Source organism: Xanthomonas sp. NCPPB 2922 (assembly GCF_041520885.1).
Classification (GTDB): Bacteria; Pseudomonadota; Gammaproteobacteria; order Xanthomonadales; family Xanthomonadaceae; genus Xanthomonas; species Xanthomonas campestris.
This window is the reverse complement of record NZ_JBGOFY010000049.1, coordinates 1-1,194: the sequence shown is the minus strand read 5'-3', so window position 1 is coordinate 1,194 and position 1,194 is coordinate 1. Positions and strand designations below refer to the sequence as shown.

General features: G+C 67.0%; 1 protein-coding gene. It reads right to left on the bottom strand.

All coding sequences use genetic code 11. The features are described from left to right. A partial coding sequence (locus ACD584_RS21785; RefSeq protein WP_372357334.1) for an autotransporter-associated beta strand repeat-containing protein occupies positions 1-1,194 on the bottom strand: 1,194 nt, incomplete at both ends.

The following is a 1,194-nucleotide window of genomic DNA, read 5'->3' as shown; positions in this document are numbered from 1 at the left end:
ACCAGGAATGGTGCCGAAGGCCAGGCCGTTGTCGCTCAGCCCGCCGGTGTAATCGATCAGGCGATACACACCATTACCGAAGCCACCGATGTCGGTGATGTTGAGCGTGCCGTCCAGGGTGAGGTCGCCGTTGACCGCGAGCACGCGTGTATCGCTGGGCACTCCAAGCAATGCGTCGAGGCTGGCGCCAGATGCCAGCGTCAATGAACCGGTGGAGAGTGTGGAACCACTGGTCACCCCCAGGCGGCCGCCATCGGCGACGCCGACCGCGCCAACCACATTGCCACTGCCGGTAAGCGTCGCACCCGTCGCGACGGTAAGACCACCGGCGCTACCAAACGTGCCATCCACATCCAGCGTGCCGCCGCTGATCTGCGTCGTTCCGCCAAGTGCGCTGGTACCGGTGAGCTGCAGCGTGCCGGTGCCTACTTTCTGCAGGTTGCCGGCGTCGTTCAACGTACCGCCAAAGCTGCCGCTGGCGTCATTGGCACCCAACTGCAAGGTGTTGCCGCCGGTAATGGCGACAGTACCGGCCCCGGTCAAGGTGGCCAGCGCGGCATTGCCGCCCAGCGACAAACTGGCCCCTGCGGCGACATCGGCAGTGCTCGTCGTGCCTAACGCGCCGGCGGCTGTCGTGGCGAGCACACCGGCCTGCACCGCCAGTGGCCCGCTGAAGCTGTTGGCGCCGGACAAGGTCAGCGTTCCGGTGCCGCTCTTGGTCAGCCCGCCTGCTCCGCTGATCGCGCCGCTAAGCGACAGATCGGCCGCGTTGGCGACGGCTAGATTGGCGTTGAGCGTGACCGCGTTGCCCAGTGCCACCGACACGGCATTGCTCAAGGTGGAGGTGCCGATCACGTCCAGGCTGCCGCCACCCAGTGCCGTGTTGTTGCCCACCGCCAAGGTGCCGGCGTTCAATACGGTGCCGCCCGCGTACGTGTTGGCGCCGTCGAGCGTCAGCGTGGTCGTGCCGTTCTTGATCAGGCTGCCGGCGCCGGTGATAGCACCGCTTGACGCTAGATCATTGCTACCGCCCACTGTCAGCGCGCCGGTGAGGTCCACCGCATTGGCGATGGCAAGCGCCTGATCGGTATCCAGCGTGGTGCCGCCAGCAGCAGTGAGCGTGCCGGTGCCCAGTGCCTGGGCATCGCCCAGCACCAGGGTGCCGCCACCCAGCGCGGTGCCGCCGGTATAGGC